A 23,582-nucleotide genomic window follows, 5' to 3' on the forward strand; every position below is an offset into this window, starting at 1 on the left:
CCAAACCTAGGAGCCTCGGATGCGCTACCTGAAGACCTCTCTCGCCCTGTCCATTATCGCCGCCAGCACCACTGCATTCGGCGCGGAAGACAGCAACGGCCAGCAAATTGAAGAGGAGGTTGTGGTTACCGCAAGCCGCACCGAAAAGCCGCTGAGCTCGATCCCGAACACGGTCACCCTGATCGATCAGCAGGAGCTGACCAGCCAGATGGCCACGACCAGCGATCTGTCCACCATTCTCGGCAACCTGATTCCCAGCTTCTCCCCCAGCCGCCAGAAGATGACCAGCTCCGGTGAGAGCCTGCGCGGCCGCAAGCCGCTGTATCTGATCGACGGTGTGCCCCAGTCCAACCCGCTGCGCAACGGCGGCCGCGACGGCCACACCATTGATCCGCTGGTACTGGAGCGTGTGGAAGTCATTCACGGCGCCAACGCCATTCACGGTATGGGCGCCTCTGGCGGCATCATCAACCTGGTGACCCGCACCCCCAGCGACGAATTCCAGCAGAGCGTGCGTGTTGAAACCGCGCTGCAGACCGAAGATGTAGGCGAGTCCGCGGGCTACAACGGCAGCTACAGCGTCTCCGGCAAGGTTGATGCGGTAGACGTACTGGCCAGCTTTACCTATCGCAACAGCGGTGTGGGCTACGACGCCAACGGGGACATTGTCGGTTTCGACAACACCCAGGGCGACACCATGGACAGCGAAACCACCAACGCCTTTATCAAGACCGGCTACAGCTGGGACGATCAGCGCGTGCAACTGACCGTGAACCGCTTTCTGGTTGAAGGTGACAACAACTGGCTGAGCGTGGATGGCGATATCAGCGAAGGCGTTGCCACCACCGCGATCAAGGCACCGGTACCCGGGGATGCGCCGTCTAACGAGGTCACCACCGTCAACCTGCAGTACAGCAAGGAAGACCTGTTCGGCCAGAAGCTGCGCGCGCAGGTATTCTCCCAGGACTTTGCCGGCACCTACGGCGGTGGCGCCTTTGCCACATTCCAGGACCCGGCCTACGGCGAAGACATATTCGACCAGTCCCAGAACAATTCGGAAAAGCGCGGTCTGAAACTGACCCTGATCAAGGACGATATCGCCGGCAGCGCTATCAGCCTCGCCTACGGTGTCGACCTGCTGCAGGACGAAACCTGGCAGCAACTGGTTCAGACCGGTCGCGCATGGGTGCCGCCCACCAAATACAGGAGCACCGCGCCTTACGCACAGGCGGAGTTCAGTGGCATCGAGCAGCTGACCATTACCGCCGGTGTGCGCCACGAGCGCTCCAAGCTGAACGTTGACGACTTCACCACCCTGGCGTCTTACGGCAGCCAGTTTGTCGAAGGCGGCAACCCGGAATTCAGCGAGACCCTGGGCAATATCGGTGCGACATATGCCATCAGCGATGCCTGGCGAGTATATGCCAACTACTCCGAAGGCTTTTCCATGCCGGACGTCGGCCGGGTGCTGCGCGGTATCAACCAGCCGGGCCTGGATGCAGAGAGCTTCCTCGAGCTCAAGCCCATCCTGACCCAGAACCACGAACTGGGCCTCGACTTCAATAACGAAGAGTTCGGTTTGCAAGTGGCGCTTTACTCTTCCGACTCCGACTTTGGACAGCGTCTGGCGCTGGGTAGTGACGGTGTGTACAGCGTGAAACGCGAAAAGACCGATATCGATGGTGTGGAAATGCGCTGGCAGTGGTTTGCCACCGATACCGATACCCTGGAAATGCGGTATGCCTACACAGAGGGACGATACGACTCCGACCAGGACGGCAAAGTGGATACCGATCTCGACGGCCGCAACATTTCCCCCAACCGGTACAACGTGAGCTGGGCGCGCAACTGGACTGAAAACTTCAGCACCCGCCTGCAGGCCAACTGGCTGCTGGACCGCGACTTTGAAAACAGCGCCGGTGAAGTCACCACCGAGTTCGATGGCTATACCATTATCGATGCCAGCGCCCAGCTGAAAGCCCTGGGCGGTGAATTCGCCCTGGGCCTGCAGAACCTGACCAACGAAGACTACTTCACCTACTACTCCCAGACTGCGGGCAATGATGTGCGCAACTTCAAGGGCCTGGGCCGCAGTGTGAACCTGTCTTACTCAAAAGTGTTCTGATCTGCGGTAACCGCGGAAATTGTTCGCCTGCAGGGCAGGCTCCTACAGTAGAGTCCGTAGGAGTCTGCCCTGCAGGCGAACCAAAACAAGCTTCCACACCATGCGCAAAACATTTTTCATCCTGCACAAGTACGCCGGCCTCACCCTCGGCCTGCTGCTCGCCCTGATCGGAATTACCGGCAGTCTGCTGGTGTTCGATCACGCCCTGGATGAAACCCTCGCGCCGCAGACGGTATCCTTTTCTCCATCTGCAAACCCGGCCAGCTATGCGGACATATTTGCCGCGGCCCAGGCCGCGGTACCGGGCAACCCCACGCCCACCCGCCTGATGACCCAACGCCAACCCGGCAGTCCCCACGTGGTGCGTTTCCCAACCCCCGAAGGAGCGCCCGGCCCCATTGAGGTTTCAGTGTCTCCCACCGATGCGGAAGTGCTGGCGGTACGCGGTTGGGGCACCCCTGAATACACTATGAGCTGGCTCTATCGCCTGCACTACACCCTGCTCGCCGGTAAAAACGGCAAGACCGTGGTGGGCTTTATGGGCCTGCTACTGATGGTGTTCTGTATCACCGGTGCGGTGTTGTGGTGGCCGAAAAAGAGCAAAAACAGTAAAGGGAAATGGAAACGCGCCTTTTCCGTTTCCCGCAGCGGCAACCGCTTCCGGTTCTACTTCGATATACACAAGGTATTCGGTATTTATTTTCTGCCGCTGCTGCTGATGACCAGCTTTTCCGGCGTCACCCTGATATTCCCGATGCAGGTGGAAGCGGTAGTCGGCACCCTGTTCAAGGTCGAGCCCCGCCCGGCCCTGCCTGGCTCCAGTACCGACAGTGGCAATCCCATCACCCCGGATCAGGCGGTCGCCGTCGCCCAGGCGGCCTTTCCCGGCGGCGAGCTGAAACGCATTTACCTCCCGCGCAATGAAAGCGACAGCTACGGACTGAGCTTCCGCGCCGCGGGCGAAGCCTGGACCAACTACGGCGCCAGTATCGCGCGGGTAGACCAGTACAGCGGTGAACTGCTGATGTCCCAGGACGTCACCGAGATTGCCCTGGGCAACAAAATCCTGCGCTGGCAGTTCCCCCTGCACAATGGCGATGCGCTCGGCATTGTCGGCCGCTGGCTGGTACTGCTGGCGGGCCTGACGCCGGCCCTGCTGTTCGGCACCGGACTCTACCTGTGGTGGCAAAAGCGCAGCCTGAAGCGGCGCGCCAGTGCACGGGCGGCCGGGAAAGCCGCGCAGAGCGAAGCTCCCTCTCCTTCTCGCTCGACGACACCGCCCTCGAACACACCCGCGGAAGTCTGAGCCATTCTGCCGCCGTCCCTGCGCGGCTCATCTAAACTGCGACGGCGGTGTCGGGTTTACCTCGCGGCCCTGCTGCGTCATCTGGCGCGAAAATTGAATCACGGATACTGATTGTCCCCAACGGATATGGAGATCTCACGTGAAAGCTGTCGGCCTATTCCAGTACCTGCCCATCGACCATCAGGAATCCCTACTGGACTTGCAGATAGACAGACCAGAACCCGGGCCCCGGGATCTTCTGGTGTCGGTGAAGGCCATCGCAGTCAATCCCGTGGATACCAAGGTGCGTGCGCCCAAGGCGGCGCCGGTCATCGAGACCACACCCAAGATCCTGGGTTGGGATGCGGCGGGTGAGGTTGTGGCGGTAGGCAGCGAGGTCGAGCACTACCAGGTGGGCGATCGGGTTTTCTACGCCGGAGATATCACCCGCCCGGGATGCAACAGTGAGTATCAGCTGATCGACGAACGCATCGTCGGTGCGATGCCGCGCACCCAGGATTTCCAGGCCGCTGCCGCCCTGCCCCTGACCAGTCTCACTGCCTGGGAGGCGCTGTTCGAGCGTTTGGGTATTTCCCCAACGGGAGAGGATGCGGGCAAGTCGCTGCTGATTATTGGTGGCGCAGGGGGTGTGGGTTCCATTGCGATCCAACTGGCTCGCAGCCTCGGCAAGCTGAACGTGATCGCCACCGCCTCGCGCACCAAGTCCTCCATGTGGGTAAAGCAGATGGGGGCCAGACACGTGGTCAATCACCGCAATCCAATTGATGGAGAGTTAAAAGACATCGGTATTGATACGGTGGATTTCATCCTCTGCCTGAACAATACCGATCAGCACTTTCCGGCGATGGCCAACGCGATCAAGCCCCAGGGGAAAATCTGCACGATTGTGGAAAACACGGGGCCCCTGGAAATCGGCCTGCTGAAATCCAAGAGCGCGACCTTTGTATGGGAGTTCATGTTCACCCGCAGTATGTTCCAGACAGACGATATGATCCGTCAGCAAGAGATTCTGAATCGAATTGCGGAATTGATTGATCAGGAAGATCTGATCACGACGGTCGGGGATACCATTGAACCGATTAATGCAGCTAATTTACGCCTGGCGCACCAGCAACTGGAAGCGGGGCGGACCATTGGCAAGATAGTTTTGGCAGGCTGGGAGTGAAAGAAGCTTACTCCAGGTCTGTATCCTTTTAAGCTGACTTGGTGACGGCAAAGCACGGGGTAAGTGCTCTGCCGCCACAGGACCAGCGACAAATCTTTAGAGTGTTTAGAACTTACCGACCATGTTGATAAAGACACCCTGACTGTCGTAATCCAGGTCAGTCAGGTCATCGGAGAAGTCGGTAAAGTTGTAGCCGATACCCGCCTTGAAGTTGCGTCCCATCTGACGATACAGCGCCAGCAGTGCGCCGCTTTTGCGGTCACCCGCATCTGGCAGGTCGAGCAGGCGGCCTTCGATCAGCAGGTCCCACTTGTTCACGAAGTGCCAGTCGGCACGTAGCACGTACAGACTCGCGGAGCTGTCGAAGAACTCCGGGTTATCCCGCTCCATACTCAACTGACCCAGACGGTAGGCGTACTTGGCGCCCAGGGTCCAGCGCTGGGTGATGTCGTAGTTGGTGTCGACGGAGAAAATATGGCTCTTCTGCACGAACTCCGTGGCATTGTTCACGCTGTTGGAGGTGACCAGCACCTGATCCGTGGTGGGCACGTTGTAGAAGTAGGTGTACTTCAGCAGCGTGTTCCAGCGATCGTTATCCACAGGGCGGTAGGCGTAGCCCATCACCCCTTCGGTGAACTTGCCGTCGTAGAACTCACCTTGTGAACTCTGGCTGTCGGAATAATTGAGCTTGCCCACAAGACGCCAGTCCGGGTTCATCTGGAAACTGACGGTATTTTTCAACAACCAGGTCTGGCGCTCGTTTTCCAGCACCGTCTCCGGATCACTCAGGGTCTGCATATTGTCCACACGGTATTCCACCGCACTGGACAGGCGCAGGCTGCCGTCGTTGAAGCCCATGCTCGCGCCCAGGGCGCGGCGCTCGGTTTCTGCGCCGGTGCGCGGATCTTCCAGGGTACCCGCTTCCACACTGGTGCCGTAATTCCACTTGTCACTGGGAGCCAGATCCACACCCAGGGCGTGGGTGAGGCCGGTGGAAACGTCGCCGTGGGTGTAGCGCTCTTCGCCGTAGATACTCGTCGTATCGCTGAAGCGACTGCGGAAACCACTGTTCAGATTACCCTTGCGCGCGCGTACACCGGTGTCGGTACGCTCGTTGTCGAGGGTGTAGTTCAGGTAAAGGTTGGTGCGGTCGGTTACCAGGAAGTCGGTGCCGAGTCGCGCCGCGGTGCCGGTGTCACCGCCGGACAGTTCACTGTCGAGGGTAAGGCGTTCGCTTACCCGGTAGGCGCCACCGAAACCGATGCGGTTGTTCTCGTCGCGGTTACCGGACAGCTCGGCGGTGCGCTGCACAAAACCGAACGCATTCCAGTCTGCACCGGAATCGTAACTGGCCTGTACCGCCACATCGGTACGCTCACCCTGGGTCTGGGTAACCGGCACCACCGGCGACAGGTCCTCGCGGGAATCGGAGCGGGCCGCAGCGGCCAGGCGCCAGCGATCGCTCAGGCGATAGCCCAGTTCCACATCGGTCGCTTCGGTCTGCAGGCCCTGCTGCTGTTCGCGGGTATCGGTCTTGAGCCCCACATCAAAGCGCTCACCAATCGGTACATTGACTGCCGCACCGTATTGCTCGGTCTCGCGGGTGGCGAGCTGGCCAGGGCCGGAGAAGCCGGCATCGCGCTGCTGTGCATAAACAGAAGCGGAACCGCGCATGCCCTCAAAGAAATCCCCAACCTGCAGCGCGGCTTCAAACTTGTTGGCACCGGCCTTGTCTTCGGGATCAAACGGCGCGGCCTGATCAAAGCTGCCCTGTTCGAAACTGCCCGGGTTAAAGCTGTAACCACCGTCCAGGGAAGAGAGACTGTCGAGGGTATTGCCCTGGCTCTCTGCCACTTCCACCTTCATCCAGGTGCCGGCGGTTTTACGCAGGGTCAGGTCGACGCCGCTCAGGGAAGACTCGTTGTCCTCTTCATCCTGCTGGCTGGCGCTTACCCCGATTTTCACGTGATCGCCGGCCCAGTAATGGGCACGGCCACCAACCGCAAGGGTATCCAGATCGTCAAAGCCCGGCGTGTATTCGTAGCGGGCAACCAGGTACTGCGGATTACCGTTGTAGGATCCGTCCTGCACGATCAGGTTGTCATTGGCGATGGCCGACAGCGGACGATTCAGCAGCACGCGGCCCTGGATGTAATCCATGTCGTAGTCGATGACCGGGGTGAGGTTTTTCACTCCCAGTACGATGCCCGAGTTTTTGTCCCGCACTTCCACACGCAGGCGTTCGGAACCGGTGAGGATATCCTGGTGACGCATGTAGTAGAGAGAGCCACCGGTACCGCGGAACTCATCCCGTCCAGCAATGGTGCCCGGCTCTGCACTGAAGGCATCGATCTGGAAACGTTTCTCGCCGAAGTCGGTCACGTCGTCGGTTTCGAAGTGGAAGTTGGCCCCGTACAGCGCGCGGTCAATGTGTGCCAGCTCGTTGTCGGTGTAGGACGCGTTGAAGTTACCCCACAGGCCGTAATCGTCGTAATTCTCCAGCTTGATATAGAACTTGCCGGAGGTGGGGGCATCTTCCACCACGGTAGAGTCGTCACCAAAGGTGGGGTAGTACAGATCGCTGTCCAGACGGCGGAACAGCGCGTCCGGGGTTTTTTCCATAAAGTTGGTGAACAGGTCCTCTACCGGGCCCTCTTCGGTATCCGCACTGGCGGACAGCTGCCAGCCGTCACCAAAGCTGCCGCTGGTGTAGAACGCCAGGCGGCCATCGTAACTGGCAGAGTTGTCGTAGTGGGTTTCGTCACCGGTCACCAGTGCCGCGGGGCCATTGGTCTTGTCGCGGGCGATGGTCAGGTCGGCAATACCCACAGTAAACCAGTCGTCGCGATTGAACTCGAGGTCGCGCAGGAACAGTTCGCCGTTGCCGCTGTCATCCAGTACCGCCACTTCCACGGTGTGCAGGCCCTTGGCAAAAATTTCCTCGGCAACAAATTCACCGCTGTTGCTGACCGGTACTTCGCGCCCCGCCAGCCACACGCTGTGGTTTGCGGGAATATCCGCACCGTTCACCAGCACCGCATTGCCATTCACCGGTATATTCTGCTCCGCAAGACGGTTTTCCCCGTAACCCACCAACAGCTCTTTCTCGGTGGTGGTTTCCTGCAGTTGCGGTTCGAAGTTATCCACAATCCACAGGGTCTGCGGACGGGTTTCGTCGAAGCGCTGTTTCCAGTCGTAAACCCGCAACACGTATTTCAGCTTTTTCAGCGGCGCCTGGTACTCCTCAAAGTCCGCATCCCAGCTGCCCTCACCGTTCTGGTCGAGGGTGACCACCGCAATGGGTTCATCGCGCAGGGACTGCTCTTCCTCGAACAGGCGCACTTCCGCGCGGGTGATGAACGACGGATAGTTAGTGTAGCGCTTGAACTGCACGCGACTGTCGGCAATCTCGGTCTCCGGGTCATCCGCATAACGGATGGTGCTCGGGAACGCAGTGACGTTCAGACGCGGCTGCATGGTCTGGTTGTCGAAGCGGAACTGGATATTGGCTTTTTCCAGTGCCACGTCGGTACAGCGCTGCAGGTCGGCGGAATTTTTGTGAGGGTCGTATTCCGGCGCACCGTCCACGGTGATACGCATCAGGTTCAGGGCATAGGGGTTGTGGGCCTCGGCCTCCTGCTGAATACGCTCGATCTCGAGACGGTCTTTTTCCGCGAGTACCGCGAGCTCGTCGTAGAGCACCTGCACTTCTACCCGCGCGCCATCCATGTGGATAAAGCCGGTCTGCACCACGTCTTTGGATTCCACAAAGCCTCGACCTTCGAATTCCACCTGCTCGTCTTCCAGGCCCAGGTGCTGCTGTACCGCGCGCATGGTTTTTTCCGCACGCGCCGAGGACAGGCCGACATCATCGCCGTACACCATGGCTTCGCGGCGTTCCATGCGCTCGTTGTCGCTGTAGCCGATAAAGCTCAGGCGCACATTCTGCTTGCCGGAAACCTCGTCCATCATGCGCTGCATTTGTGCCAGCTGCGCGCTGGAAATCTGCGGCTCGCCGCTGTCGAGGAAGATCGGCGGCACGTCGCCCGTGGGGGATTCGTGGGCAATGGTGATGGTTTCCGCAGCCGCCGATTCCGGACACGCCTGCAGGCCATCGGCAGCGGTTTCCAGTAGATCGTCGTACCAGAACTCCACTTCCACGCGGCGGTTGAGGGCGCGGCCCTTGGCGGTGTCATTGGCGGCGATGGGCTGGCTCGAACCCTTGCCACTGCTGGTTACCATATAGCCCGGCATATTCAGCTGATCGGCCACCGCCAGCGCTACGCGGCGCGCTTCCGCGCGGGAGAGTGCCATCTGGTCGTCGTAGAGTTCGGCAGGGCCTTCCGGCAATGGCTTGCCATCGGTGTGACCGACAAAGTGGATGGTGAGATTGGGTTTATCCAGCAGGGTGTTGCGCACTTCCTGGATACGGCGCACAAACGGCATCGGCAGATCCACCTGCCCCGGTTGCAGTCGCAGCGGCGACACCAGGTTTTTCAGGCGCGCGCGCTTGTCGGAACCGGCGGTGTAACGCAGTTTACACACGGTTTCCTGGCGACAGACCTGTACCCGGTTCAGCTGAGCCGCTTCGGCGCGACGCTGGGCATCGCGGGCCTCCTGGTCCAGTTCAAAGTAGCGCAGCTTCACCTCGACGCGACGGTTCAACTCGCGGCCTTTTTCGGTGATGTTTTCTGTCAGCGGTTCGCTGTCGCCGCGGCCTTCAAATACAACGGCCTCTTCCGGCAGTTCCAGTGCGGTCTGGAAATATTCCGCGACCAGCTGCGCACGGGCACCGGTAAAGGCTTCTTTATCTGCGAAGGCATCCAGCTGCTCTTCACTCAGGGGATCGCTGTCGGTGTGGCCGGTAAAGATCAGTTGCAGCTCGTGCGCGTCTTCCAGTTCGGCGAGTTTTTCCTGTAGTTCTTCCACCAGCTCGGGAGCGATCTCATCGTCGACTTCCCGGTACACCAGCGGCGGGAGTACGTCGGTTTCCAGCACCGGTTCCTGCGGATCGATAAACGCTTCCGCGTCCTGTACCCACAGCTGGCCAGCTGCGGGAATCAGGGTGGTTTCGGTATTGCTGCCGAGTGGCTTTTCGCTGTACTCACCGTTGCTCTCGACCCCCGGGGACAGGCCGGGAATCAGCTGCCACCAGGCACTATTGTCTGCAGCGCCCGTCTCAGCAGCATTCTCGGAAGTCGCATCCTGTGCGAACACGGATACGCTGCTGGCGAGAACAATGGCAAACGCACAACCGGGTTGGATCATTCGCTTCAAGTTAAAAACTCGGTTAGAAGGACGGAACATCAATGGAATCCTCCCTGATCGCCATCATTTCCTAATGCGCGATCCACACTGCGTTTAAGGCCATCGAGCAGCCCGCCCCGACTGGGCGGCGCCCCTCTACGCCAGAATATTTCGGTTTCGATATTGAGCGGGTAGCAACAATCCAGTGCCGCCCAGTCTTCCGCGATACGTGCCTTGATGGTTTCAAGACGCGCGTCTACCAGGGCCGGATCTTCATTTTCCGCCAGGTAAGACAGACGCAACACGGAAGGCGCATCTTGCAGTTTTTCCAGCAGCAGTTCTGTGCGCGAATGCCACTGCGGACGCAACTCGGTGGAACCGGGCTCGAATACCGCTTCCGCCAGGTCCAGACGTACCACGCGATGCAGGCTGGTACCGAAGTTGAACTCCAGCATCTTGCCTCGGGTGGCGCGCTCTACCCGCGGGTTTTCCGTGGTCAGGCGGTAGCCGCTCGGCAGGCTGCGGTCGTCCAGCTTCAGTACAAAGTTGGAACCGCGATCCGGGTTGGGCACTGCCGCACAGGTAATGTGGAAGCGACCGTGGGCGTCGGTGGTGGCCCGCAGGCCCTGCGCCGTCACCACACGCGCTCCCGGCACACCGCCTTCGCCGCTGTCCTGGTAACCGTTCAGGTTCTTATCGTCGTACACCTTGCCGATCACATCGGTACAGTCGAAGGTCGGGTCGGGTACCACACGCACCGTCGCAGAAGCTTCACCGGAAGCCTGCTGGCCGGAGAGTTCATTGAACATGCGTGCGCGGTTGACGTACTTGCCTTCGCCCACACCGGAGCCCACCACCAGCAGCAGCTTCAGGGTGCGGGTCTGCTCGCCCTCGGCGCGCAGATGCGGCCACTGAAGTTGCAGGCCGTTTACCTCCGGCTCGACCGGGACACCATCCAGATTTGCAGAACCGGCCACATACTTGAAGCCCGCGGGGAAGTAATCCACCAGCTGCAGGTCGGTCAGCGGCACCGCCATGGTGTTGGTAAAGGTGATGGTGTACGGCACCAGCTGGCTGCGGGTCACATTGGTCATGGCCGAGGTCTTGGTAAGCGCCAGCGCGCCTTCCAGCAGCGGATCCAGGGCAATGTGGTTGTTGTACAGCTGGCTGCTGCCCGGCTGATTGGTGTCGTCCAGGTTCAGGCGCAGGTAGTAATCCGTTTCACTGGAACGCGCATCCATATCGATGGGCGGCGGCAGTTCCGAAAGCTGGATTTCACAGTGATTCGGGGTACCCGGAATCAGGTCCGAAGCACTGCCGAGACAGGCGCTTACATCAAAGGCGCCGGTTTCGGTACCGGTCTGCGGCGGAATAATCTGGGACGGGCCGGACATATAGTCTTCGTTCGGCACTTCCACTTCGATCAGGTAATCCGCATTCACGGCACAGGCCGCACTACTGAAGTTCAGGTCGAACTTGTAGTAACCGCCGGGCAGTGTCACCTGGTCCTGCTGCGCCGGATCTTCGAAACAGCTGTCCGGTAATGCCTGGCCACTGGAAGCCTGCAACATGCGGACACGGGCACCGGCGATGGGCCCGCGCACCACAGAATCGTAGATTACGCCGTTGGGAGTAATCGGCAGATTCAGGTTCTGCGGGTTGGCACCGGAGCCGATATAGATCTCGCGGATCTGCTGTGGACCATTGGTGAAGTCGGAGCTGGCGATACCCAGGGACGCGGTGGACTCCACGGCATTCGGGGCCGAGTAGCGCAACTCGTAATTGGCACCCGCCATTTCCGCACCGTCCATGTTCGGCACCAGGCCGGCGAACTGGAAGTAGCCGTTCTCGTCACTCTGTACGGTTTCCAAAAACGCGTTGTTGAAGTACAGGTCCACGGTCCAGTTGCTGAGCAGACGCTCTTCACTGTCGGCGGTTTCACTGAAGTTCACATCGTGCCACAGGTAGCCGCTCAGGTTGGCGATGCCCGGGGTACCGCCGATATCGATGGCCACGGTGGCCTCGTTGTATACGGGCGGATCATTCCATTTCACCTGTGCGGTATTGAGCACGGTGTAACCCATCGCCAGGTTTTCACCCAGCTTGGCTTCAAAGCGCAGGGTGATGGTTTCGCTCGGTTCCAGGTCTCCGTAGTTGGTGCTGTAGTCGACGGTGATCAGCGAGCCGTCGACCATCACCCCATCGGGCTGGCCATTCAGGCGCGCGGAGTCTTCCACGTAAGTGAGTACCCCTTCACCTGCGGTGAGCAGGTCGTCGTAAATACTCACCAGGCTCGCGGGCACCGCACTGATGTTGGTAACACGCACGATGTATTCCAACACCTTGCCGGACTCGGCAGCACCGCCACCAACTACCGCCACCTCTTTGGTGATGGACAGCTGCTGGGCATCCCCTACCACCACTTCCGTGGGCTGGGCGCCGTTGCTGCTGTTGCCATCCGCATCGGACAGGGTCAGCGGCAGCTCGACGCTGTAGACACTGCCCTGGTTGCTGATGATGGTGCCGCGCTCGGTGTCGGCATTGACCATCACATCGAACACGATCGTCGCACTCTGCGCGGTAGTGATCACGCCCTCACCTTCCGCCGGCATCGGCGGGGTCAGGTCGTCACTGCTTACCGGCAGACCCGCCACCAGCGGCGACTCACCGCCGTTATCGGCCACGGCCAGTCCATTCAGGGTGGTGCTGTCGGCAACATAGGTGGTGTTGTCCGGCACCAGATCCACCAGGCGGACCTCGGTCGCGTCCTTGCCGCCCATGTTGCTGATGGTGATGGTGTAACGCAGCACGTCTTCCGGATCGACGATTCCAGAGGTCAGGTTATCCACCGCCAGTTCCACGGTTTTCTGTACCCGCAGCAGCGGCACGTTACCGACAATATCAATGGTGGGATCGTCGACCACTTCCGTGGTCGGATCATCGGAAGGCTGCTCATCCACCGCCGTGTTTTCACCACCGGCGCCCAGACCATTGGCAAAGCCCTGGTTGGAAATCACGGTACCGTCGTTGACGTCATTGATGGTCACATCAAAGGTGATGATCGCGGCCTGGCTGCCGGACGCATCCGGATCTGCCAGTAGTTGTCCCTCTTCGGCATCGGGGGACTGGATAACCAGTGTCTGTGCCAGCGGCGTGCTGCCGTCGATATCATCCAGCGCGACACCGTTCAGGGTGGTGGAACCGGCAACGTACACGGTGTTCGCCGGCACCTGGTCGCGCAGGCTGGCCTCAAGCATGTTCTCGTTACCGGTGTTTTCCACACGGATGGTGTAGCGCAGGGTATCGCCCGGCATCAGGCTGTCCGGCTCACCGGTGAGGTCCTCGGAGGTTTTCTCGACCTTGAATACCGGTGCGGATTCGATGATCACCCGGGTGGGGTCCTCGTCGCCAGCTACCTGCGGATCTGCCGCGCCATTGATATTTGGATCGTCACTGTCGATCAGCGGCTGGCCGGGCAATTCCACCTGGGCCTGGTTCAGCACGGCGCTGGCACTGTCGATCACATTGATCAACTGCACCTGATATACCAGCTGAACTTCTTCGCTGCCGCTGCCGGCCGCGCCCAGGGTAATGTTGCGCACATCCACCAGACCGGAGCCATTGATTCCGCCGTTGGCATTGGTTGCGGTGCTGTCACCGGCAGCAGGTGCGCTGAGCAGCTGCAGGGTGCCGGCCGCAAACAGTGCGGGCGCATTCAGGCGATCCAGCTCGTCGGTGATCGCGATGTTTTCCACATCCAGATCACTGAGGTTGCGCAGGGTCACGGTGTACTGCAGTACATCGCCGGGGGTCGCGGTGGTCGCCGGGCTGTCACCGGAGGTGATGTTTTCCACCACTTTTTCGAACACAACGCTGGGCACCGCAGCAATCACGGTGAACACGTCCTCGTGGTCTTCCACGGACGGTGTGCCGTCGGGCGGATCGGCCGCATAAGTGCGCTCGTAAACGCGTGCATCCGGACCGTTGCTGTCCCAGCTGTACCAGCGCTCGGCGCCGGCCACATTATCCAGTGCGGTGCCATCTACAGTGTTTTCATCCAGCCAGGCATCGTAGGCAAACTGCAGGTGGTGATCCGCCGGCAATACGGCATTGGCGCCAGCGGTAGTGACCGTCAGGGTGCAGTTTTCCGCATCGAATACCACGGAGAAATCACTGCCCTCACTCAGGGTTGCCACGGCATTGCCGCCGGCATCCACAACCGAGGCTGCGAAGTTGGCAGGCGGAGTCTCACACATGCCACCCTGTTCGGTACTGGGCAGGAAGTCACGCAGGGTCAGATCCCAGGCCGGACCGGTGCCGCGGTTGTGCACATCCAGGGTGAAACGTCCGGCCAGACCGGACTGAATTTGTGCGTCGCCGGTTTTGGTCATCACCAGCTCGTAGGGTTCGACAATCTCGATAGGTGCCGAATACTCGCTGACTTCGCCCATGCCGCGACCCGCATCCGGATCGTCATTGGCATAGCTGTAGCTGTAACTGGCGCGCGAGCTAAAGGAATTGCCGAACTGGTTCTGAGCGGTATCGCGCAGGCGCAGGGTCACGTCGATGACCGCTTCGCTGCCCGCCTCGATATCGATACCGCTGGTGTTATCCACAATGGTCAGCAATCCGCCGTCTACAGAACCCTGCGGGTTGAACGGGATATTGCCGGATACCTGTGCGGCCTCCACGAAGGCGAGATCCACCGGATCGATACCGGAGTCTGCGAGGTCCATCTGGATCGCCACATCGTGCAGCGCGCCCACCGCCGGAATCGTCAGACGATAGACGAAGGGCTCGCCGATCGACGCCTGCTCCCGGGTAGTGGGCTCGACGGCAATCTGCAGCGGCTCGGCGTCCGGCGTACTGAACAGCACGCTCACTGCGTCGCTGGGGCCATACGGCTGGCGGTTATCCAGCACCGCGCCTTCGGGGATCTCGCTTTCGCCGAAGGAGTAATACCATTCGATGTAAGCGTTGTTGCCGATTTGCAGGCCAGCGGCGAGATCGCTGTCGGTGGTAACCCGGTAAACAACCTCGAGCACACCGCCCGCGGGAATTTCGTTAACAAAATTCCACACGGTTTCACCGGTGGCAGCATCAAACGTCGGCTGCAGCGGATTCGTTGTACTGCCGTTGACGGAAACAGTGTCAACACCGGCCTTGCGCATGCCCACCGGAATCACATCCCGCAGCACAATGTCGTATGCCGGTGCAGTACCGTTATTCGTAACGGTGGCGGTAAAGGTGATCGTCTGGTCCGGTGTCAGCGCCACGGTGCCGTCGGGGGTAGCCGTGAGTGCAAATTCCAGATCCGGTTGCAGCAGGTTCAGCACCTGCTCTGCCAGCAGCGGGGTGCTGGGACCGGCGGCAGTATCGAACTGGAAGCTGGCCGCGTTGCGCATCTCGATACTGGCGGCATTCAGCGGCAGGACATCCCGCTGTACACGCGTGCGGTAGGTAATCACCAGTTCGTCACCGGCGGTATTCACCAAGGAACCGAAGTTCCAGATAATTTCACCTGCCGCCTCGGCCATTGGCTCCTGACCTAGGTCGTAAGTCATGCCGTCCGCAGCAATGGAAACTGTATCTACAAACACCATGCCTTCTGGCAGGGTGTCGGTGACGATCGCATTCGGCAAGGTGCCGCGCTGCGCACCCAGACGCAGCTCGTAGGTCACCAGATCGCCGATTCGCAGTTCACCGTCGTTGAGCGGTGCGGTTTCGCTGATGACATTCTTCTCGAGTGTCGCTGTGTTGTTGATTGCCAGCGGCGGCAATTGCTCGGGACCGAGGAAGTAATTGTTCAGCGCTGCCGGGTCGGGCATATCGGAACCGTCGCGCTCCACGTGCTGTGGCGCACCGGCCTGGCTGGTCCACTGTACGCTGGTGCTGCCAGTCAGCTCCTGGCCTGCGAGTACGCTGTCGAGAACCCGCACATCAAATTCCAGGGTGCGGGTTTCACCCGCGGGAATATCGGTGTTGGCAACCGCATCCCAGTTCAGGCTCTGCGCGGTATTGATACCGTCGCCGGTAATCACCGGCTCGGCAATCGCGGCACCATTAAAGGTGGCACTGCCGGCCTCATAGGCCCAGCCGGTGCTCAGCTCTTCCAGTACGGAGAGATCGTACGCAGTGGAACCATTCGCGCCCTGCTCCGCCAGCGCCAGGCTGAAGTGATAGATATCACCAGCCACCGGCTCGGGATTGCCACTCTGGTTGACCGCGCTCTGGGTCAGGGCCAGTTCCGGCTCGACAATGGTGAGCGTCGCGGAGCCACCACCCATTTCCGTCACCACACCGGCTTCGTCATAGGTATAGGTAGCGCTGATATCGTAGGTCTGTCCGGACTGGGCGGCATCCACATTGGCGATCCAGCCGGTGAAGACTATTTCACGCACTTCATTGGGCGGAATATCGCCCACGTCGATGGTGAATACCTCACCATCGGGGACAGTTACCGGTTCACCAGCGATGGTGACGGTATCCAACACAATCACCGTGTCGCGGCCCTGAAGGGTGTTCTCGACCTTCACATCCGCCAGGCTGGAACTCGCAATGGGACTTGCCGGAACGGTGATCCGGTAACTGACCGGCTCACCAATCGGCGCGCGGCCATCGGAGGGTTCCATCAGCTGCAGCGTCAGGTCTTCCGGGTTTGCCACCGAGGTCATCAACTGGAAACAGTTCGCGGACAGCGCGGATTCACAGGCCGGCGCGGTACCTTCGTACAGGCGGCTGCTGGTGCTGTCGATATCGTTGGAAACGTAGTTGTCGATATGGAAGCGGTTGTACCAGGTGTGGCCGCTGGGAATATTGATATTCAGGCCGACTTCGTAATCGATCTGAATAGTCGCACCTTCAGGGACTACATCGCTGAGAGTAAATTCGATAATGCCCGCATTCACCGTGTGGGTGTAGTTCGCGGCCACATTATTAATCAGTACCTGAGTGACATTGACCGAAGTCTCATCGAATTCCGGGTTAGCCGGATCGATATTCAGGGTATCGGCAATCACCATACCGTAGGCAGGTGCACCGCCCGTGTTCTGTGCCTGCAGGCGGAAATTCATCACCTCATTGGCGATATCCACTACCGTATACGGGCTGGTGACGCCGCTGCGGGAATCGATTTTCTGCAGGTCGGTGATATTTGGTTGTACAACCCAGATGCTCGCCTGATCCTGCAGCAACGCTGTAGCGCCGTCGTAGGTCAGCTCGGCGCTGTTCGCCCGCTCGATTTCACCACTACCCGCAGGGAATACGGTTTCGTCGTCGAGCACCACCGCGGTATAGACGATGGTGAACGGCGGTGTGGAATCGCTCTGCGCATCGATATCCCCCAACTGCCACTGCAGTGTGCCGGTGGCACCCGTTGTCGGCTCGACTGGAGCCTGGGAACAGGTAAACCCGTTGATGCCGCAATCAATGTTATCCACAGAAACCAGTTCCAGGCCTGCCGGCAACTCGTCGGTAACCACAACGTTGCGGGTAATACCCGGCTGGATAAACAGGTTCAGGGTGTACTGCACCGTATCGCCAATACGCGCGCGATCCGCCGCACCCCAGGCATCGGAAACTGCCGTTTTGCTGAAGTCGGTGCTGTCCTGGGTGGCTACGGTTTCATTGGTAAAGGTGCAGTATTCATTCGGTGCCACGGTATCCGGGCAACCTTCACCGTGACGCTGGTAAACACCGGGATAGGAGTCCTGGCCTGGCACACCGTGATCCAGCGACGTCCAGTCCACGTGCACGATATTTTCGATCTCACTGCCGAATGCAGACAGTACCGTGGTGTTGTAGATAAGCGTAAGGGAATCACCGGGGGCGATATCCAGGCTGTTGTCACCGTTTTCACGACCCCACACAAACGCACCGTCAGCGCGAGTGCCCGGCATATAGTCGGCACCGTTAACGGTCGCGCTGTCCAGACGCAACTGTTCCGGCAGCAAGTCCGCAATATTGACGTCATAGGCGGTGGAAACATTCGCACCGGTATCGTTGGTAATGGTGATGGTGTAGTCGAGCGTGTCGCCGCTCACCGCACTGGTGGCGCTCGCGGTTTTGGTTACCGTCAGTTGCGGCTCCGCCACCTCAACAGGACCCACGTCATCACTCAGGGCACTCGGCGCATTCAGGTAATTCAGCTCCGCACTGTTGGAAAGCGCAGTGCCGGCAACCACGCTGCCGGTATTCTCGATACGCGCCACATAGTAGATGTGGATAACCGGATCGATGGCATTGGTGGCGCCGTCTCCGGTGTCATCTTCGGTTTCGGTCTCGACCTTGCCGATATTCCAGGACAGAACCCCGGTGTCACCGTTTTGCGGCAAGGCGCCGGCGAATTGTCCACAGGCGGCATCCGGCGCCTGGTCGTTGATGGTGCGGATAGTGCTGTCGTATTCACAGCGGATTTCGTAGCCGTGTGCAGGATCGGCGATGGCGTAACCCGCAGACATGGTGTCAGTCACAACCACATTTTCGGTCACGCCTTCCGGCAGGCTGATATCCAGGCGGAAAGTACGGTGTGCACCGATCGCGCGGGATTCCGGGGTGTTACCGTTTTCGGTGACGTCCTCTTTCAGGAACGCCAATCCGGCCACAGTGGCATCCACGGTTTCGCTGTTGGTTTCGTAGTCGTTGATCGCATCATCCGCGTGCGGCAGCGCACCAATTCGCTGGCCATCCGCCGCGCCATCTACACCAATCTGGCCGGCCGGATTCAGCGCAGTACCCTGCCCCGGCAGTGAGGTCCAGACCGCTTCCGCAGTATTTTCCAGTTGCTGATGTGGCTGGGCGGTGTCATCCACTGTCACCTCGAAGGTGAACTCGCGGCTGTCGCCCGGAGCCAGCGGGTTTTCTGGATTCCACACAAATACCGGCTGATTTGCACCGAACGTGGTCGTATCCACGCTATCCGGCACATTGGCGCCACCGACACTGCCAGGTACAAAGGTCATCTCGCTATCGAGCAGATCGTCCAGGATGCGCAGGTTATAGGCGTTGGCGGTACCGTTGTTGGTGGCGATCAGGGTAATGATGATGGTATCTGCAGCATCAATATCACCGCTCGGTGCATCCCAGCTTTTGGTCAGTGCAATCAGCGGCTCGGTGATCTGCACTTCCACCTGGCCGTAATCCAGGCTGTTATCGGTGCCGCTTTCATCGCGCCACTCCAGCGTGGCATTGGTTGCAGGCACACCATTGATCAGAGAGTCGGTGTCATTATTGCCCGCAGTGTTCTGGACCCGAGCGGTAAACTTGAGCTCGAACGTGAAACGATTGGGATCCCGGTCTGACGAGGGATTGGTCAGTACCACGTCACCGAAGGACCACTGCACCTGATTGTCGGAACAGATCGGCGTGACATCCCCAACATCGCTCAGATCGGGACGCTTGAAGCCGGCCGCGCTCCAGGGGGCGTCGTTGCTAAGGTCGATGGTGGGGGCATCCGCACACATCAGTCCCACGGGCAGTTCATCGGTTACCGTAAGCGCACGCAACTGGGCGACAGGCAGTTCTGCGGTAAGGGTGTATTCGATTTCCTCACCGATTTTCACCTGCTGTACGCCGCTACCCGCCAGCGGAGTTTCCGACAAGGCGGTAATGGTTTTCGGCTCGGTGGTCGGTTCACTGAAGGTCATAGATGCGGTTGCTTCGGTATCCGCATCGCCGGTTACCGGATAAATACGCGCACCGCCCAGCTCGCCACTGCCCGGGGTAACCACGGTCTGATTGCTATGGTCGTTGGCGCTGCCTTCCAGGGAATCGTAGTAGGTAACCTGTACGTTGTTCGTCAGGGTTTCAGACGGGGCAATGCGATCATCCGGATCCACGCGGTAGTACATGTACACACTGGCGCCGGATTCGAGACGGCGCAGACCTGTGCCATCAACACCCTGGGTGTGGGAGAAGGTGATGGTGGTCGGATTACCATCGTTCATCACGTTTCCGACAATAACCCCCTCTTCTCCGGGCTCGTCGGTGCTGCCATCGCCGTCGTTGTCGATACCGTCGCTGTCCAGGTCTTCGATAAACAGCAGGTCCGGCAGGGTATCTTCAACGGTCAGGTCGTATACCGGCGGACGAGGATGGCCGTCCGCTGCCGCTTCGCTGGTAACGGTAAGACGATAGATGTAGTCATTGGTAGTGACTGCGCCCTGATAATCATTGGTCCAGCCGGCGCCACAGGAGCCGGTACCGTTGTCGAAATCAGACGCCGCACAGATTTCCTTCACTACCTCGATGCGGGGTTCGGTAACCACCACATCGACACGACGGATAGGTTCTTTTGGATAACCGACGGTTTCACCACCGCCATAGCTACCGAACTCGTAAGTTTCCCAATCACCGGTATTGTTATTGAAGAAAATCCCTTTGAACGAGGAGTCGAGCACATTGGCGCTGTTGAGACCATGCGCGTTGGGGGCTGCCCTATCGTTCTGCAACTTGTTGAGGATACGGCTGGTGGTGTTGATGGTGAACCACTCATCGATATCAACAATATAGGAGCCCTCATCGGGCGCACCGCTGTAACCGGAGTTCTGGTTACCGGTAAAACGCCAGCCGAAGGGAGTGAATTCGCCCAGCGGAGATGTGGTGGGGTCATTGGGCGCCTGAGTCGCACCAAAGATTTGCGGCGTCACCAGAGGCACGGAGCTGGAAATATAGCTCTGTCCATTGGGAATCAGGTCCAGCACCTGGATATCGCGCACACCGATAAAATTGAAGCCGCGGGAATCAAATCCGAACCAGCCGCCGGTCTGTATACGCACGGTACATTCTTCACCGATCTGCACGTGTTCTGCAGGCTTGGTCTGGCCGGAGAAAGTATCGGCTGCGGCGCGGGTTACGCCAGTTGTATTTTCATTACAGACGCCGAGATCCGGTACACCGCCATAGTTACCGGAACCGGTATCACCCGCGGTCACCTGGTCTTTTTTCAGGTTAAAACCGATACCCCGCGACCAGTGCGCATCCAGGGAGTAAAGGTTGCCACGGTCCACTTCGCCATCACTACGGACATTGTCAGCACTACCAGGGACCGGGAACCACAAGGGATTGCCATTGGTAATCGCGGTGGGATTATTAATTGCGATGGAGGAAATACTGCGGTTACCACCGTTGGTAACCTGGTTCACACCCACGTTGCTGGTATTCACCTGAGTCGCGGCAATGGTGAAATCACTAAGAGTGAAAATTTCGCCCACTACATCCGCGCGGAAAGTCAGGTCGTCGGCCAGAATACCGGCGGAGTCCGTCGTCTTGTTAACCTCGAAGTTGAAGGTCGCACTACTGCCCGCTGCCAGGGCTGCATTCAACGGTGACCCCGTTGGCTGACACTGATACACGGTGCCATCACTGGGCAATAGCATATGCATCTTGTTGACCTGGTCGGGAGCCGGGTTCACTGCCCAGACCTTGTACGGATCCGGATGCCCCATGGGACGGCCGTTGCCGTCGACACTGGTCTGAGTAATGCTGGTCTGCGCACAGCTGAAACCGGCAGGCGCGCTGCTACTGACCACGTTGATGGTCGCACCAAAGCTGACAAATACGCTGAAGTCCCGCGCTTCGTCACCGCCGCGGTTGGTCAGGGTAACGGACAACGGTGTTGTCTGAGTGCGATCGTCGGTAATGATGAACGTAGGCTCGTTGATGTTTACATCGAGCTCTTCCGGTGCGAAATCGACCGGAGTACCGGCATCATTTGCGGCGAAGGTGTCATTCAGACCATTGCCTGTCATGACGGACTGCAGCACACCCTGTGTATCGCACAGGGTCTTGATCTGCATGGTCAGGGTGTTATCGAGAGCAGAGAAAGGACTCAGGTCCGGGTCGGTCGGCTCCGGCCTGGCGTTCAGGTCTATGGTTGGGAGCTCCTCAAGAACGTCCAGATCTGCAGCGCGGTCAAAATACTCCTTGTCTTTCATCACCACCGCAAAGCGGATCACGATCACATCGCCGTGACGCATCAGACCGGTGCTTTCCTCTGCCTGGTCGGCATCGGGGTCCGTAGTGCTGCTGGTCAGTTTAAATTGCGGGTTGGAGTTATTGAGATACTCGCTTTCACTACCGGATGTACCGGGAATGGGACCATTGGCATTCACCCACTCCAGGGTGTCTACACGCCCGTCATAACTTCCATAGAGAGAAAACGCATTTTCCATGGTGGGTTCAAAGCTCGGATCCACCACGTATTCGCTGGGCAACTCGTCATTCAGGTGCCAGGTCATGCTCGGGTCAAACCAGACGGTGCCACGGCCTTCATTGCGCAGGGTAATGGTCATCAGACCCCGGGTGCCCACAGCACCACTACCGGTAATACCGGTCAGCTGTCGCTCAACGCGCAGGGCATTGGTGCCGCCGTTCAGGCCGTAATAGGTATCCAGCAATGCCGTTTCTTCCTGCCCGGAGGGGATTCCACCGGGCGGCGTCTGCACAGCACAGCCGAACTGAACATCTTCAAAACTGTTGGTCAAACGAGCGTTCGTACAAGAGCCATCATCATGGATCTTGCCAACCACATAGAGATTGATGTTGCCACCCGTGCGGATATCGATGGCATCGGTGGAGGTTCCCGGAACCACGGAGTTCACGGTGTTCGCATAAGGAGTTGGTATATCGTCGTTATGTCCAAAGGGGGCATCCAGATCCCAGTCGCTCAAAATCGTTCCCGTGACGGCATCAGTGGGCACACAACTTGAGCCACCCGGTAGAGTACCGTTCTGGGCGGCAATCGCATTGGCATCCGCAGCGGATGGACACACGTAATTCGCGTCCATCACGTTGGCATTACTTAGCAGGTCATCAATGCGCAGATCCTGCAGTGGCGCATCACCGGTGTTTCGGATATTGATACGCCAGACGATGTCGTCGTCGTTGTGCCCGAAAACCTGGTCACTGCGGCTACCTTCGCGCTGGCCACTGTCGTAGTTCCAGCCCTGCTTATTGAGGGCTATACCCGGCTCGCGGATATCAACGCTCGCGCTGTGCTGGCCGTCAGGGCGGGCATAATCCTGCCAGAAATCCGTGGGATAATTACTCGGGTCCTCTGACCCAGAGCAACGGTTGCCACCACAGCCGTCATACCAGGTATTGTCATCGCGGAAGTTTTCGCGCAGCCCTGGGTTATCAGTACAGCCATCCGCCATGGTGTAGCTGATGGTAGCGGTAGCCTGGGGATTCGTACCGAAGAGGGACTCTGGGCTGTTGGTTGGTGCGCGATGTACCGGGATGCGCAGCGTAACGGTATTTCCTGGAGGCAAGTCCGACATGCCGTTGACGGAAATGGTACTGGTACCACTGAGCGTACCGCCCAATGGAAGTGTTGCGGCCACACCGGTGTAAAGCTCAAGGCCGTTATCCAGAGCAAGAGTCAGACCACTGGAGTTACTGAAATCGAGTGAAGGGTTTGACGAGCCGTAATCAGAATTACGGCGAGTCTGGGTTCGCGTATCACCAGAAATGGTAACCACACGCGTTTCGTAAGGCTGGTCGCCATCGGCGGCATTGGTGCCCTGCCGGTAGGGGTTGGTAATCTGCACCTCTACGTAGCCATAGCTACAAAACTCACAGTAGCTGTTTTGTACAGTCACCAGATTGGTAGGCGGGTTCTGCTGTCCCACCACACACATGCTGCCATACGCAGCGAATGCCTGCCCTGAAGCTAGCAGTAATGCAACTGACAGCAGCCACCGCACTGAATACTTCAGTGCCGCTAGTGCATTTCTGAATGA

5 protein-coding genes are annotated in these 23,582 nt (G+C 59.1%); 3 read left to right on the plus strand and 2 right to left on the minus strand.

Translation table 11 applies throughout. The annotated features are described in order from the left end of the window. The first annotated feature begins 19 nt into the window (after positions 1-19). The 3 genes from HUW35_RS02240 (at position 20) to HUW35_RS02250 (ending at position 4,596) form a co-directional block, all read left to right on the plus strand. Complete coding sequence (locus HUW35_RS02240; protein WP_181254084.1) at positions 20-2,125, plus strand: TonB-dependent receptor; 2,106 nt, start codon at positions 20-22, stop codon at positions 2,123-2,125. Positions 2,126-2,225: 100 nt separating this feature from the next. Continuing rightward, positions 2,226-3,431, plus strand: a complete 1,206-nt coding sequence (locus HUW35_RS02245) for a PepSY domain-containing protein (protein WP_181254085.1) — start codon at positions 2,226-2,228, stop codon at positions 3,429-3,431. Positions 3,432-3,570: 139 nt separating this feature from the next. Further along, entirely contained in the window at positions 3,571-4,596 is a 1,026-nt protein-coding gene (locus HUW35_RS02250; RefSeq protein ID WP_181254086.1) for a zinc-binding alcohol dehydrogenase family protein, read from the plus strand. Between the two features lie 105 nt (positions 4,597-4,701). Here HUW35_RS02250 and HUW35_RS02255 read toward each other — a convergent pair whose 3' ends face one another. Beyond that, positions 4,702-9,864 (minus strand): OmpA family protein, encoded by a 5,163-nt coding sequence (locus HUW35_RS02255; protein WP_181255424.1) that lies wholly within the window; start codon positions 9,862-9,864, stop codon positions 4,702-4,704. A 38-nt stretch (positions 9,865-9,902) separates the two neighbouring features. Continuing rightward, positions 9,903-23,546 (minus strand): isopeptide-forming domain-containing fimbrial protein, encoded by a 13,644-nt coding sequence (locus tag HUW35_RS02260; RefSeq protein ID WP_181254087.1) that lies wholly within the window; start codon positions 23,544-23,546, stop codon positions 9,903-9,905. Positions 23,547-23,582: the final 36 nt, after the last annotated feature.

The organism is Microbulbifer sp. YPW1 (assembly GCF_013367775.1).
Taxonomy (GTDB): domain Bacteria; phylum Pseudomonadota; class Gammaproteobacteria; order Pseudomonadales; family Cellvibrionaceae; genus Microbulbifer.